General features: G+C 48.6%; 1 protein-coding gene. It reads left to right on the top strand.

Going from position 1 to position 650, the window contains the following annotated elements; translation table 11 throughout:
* A partial coding sequence (gene htpX / locus R7O13_RS27940) for a protease HtpX (protein WP_318305332.1) occupies nucleotides 1-650 on the top strand: 650 nt, incomplete at both ends.

Raw genomic sequence — 650 nt, forward strand, 5'->3', positions numbered from 1 at the left:
CAGTCTGTCTGGTTTACTTGTCATGGCAGCCGTATTTGGCTTTGGTGGCGCATTGATTTCGTTAATGATGTCAAAGGGCATGGCACTACGCTCAGTTGGCGGCATGGTGATTGAAAGCCCACGTAACGAAACAGAGCATTGGTTGCTTGAGACGGTAGGCCGTCAAGCGCAACAAGCGGGCATTGGTATGCCAACAGTAGCGATTTATGATTCTGCAGACATCAACGCATTCGCGACAGGGGCTAAGCGTGATGATTCACTGGTTGCTGTATCGACTGGTCTTCTACACAACATGACGCGTGATGAAGCTGAAGCCGTTCTGGCGCACGAAGTGAGCCACATTGCGAATGGCGACATGGTCACGATGACGCTAATGCAAGGTGTTGTGAACACGTTTGTTATCTTCCTATCGCGTTTTATCGCCAATATCGTGGCATCGAACGACGATGAAGAAGGCCAAGGCACGAACATGATGGTGTACTTTGGTGTGTCTATGGTGTTGGAACTTGTCTTTGGTTTCTTAGCAAGCTTCATCACTATGTGGTACAGCCGTCATCGTGAATTCCATGCCGATGCAGGTGCAGCGCGTTTAGTAGGTAAAGAGAAAATGATTGCTGCTCTTGAGCGTTTGAAGATGAGTCAAGAATCGA

The sequence above is a fragment of the Vibrio sp. Y176 genome, from assembly GCF_033438945.1.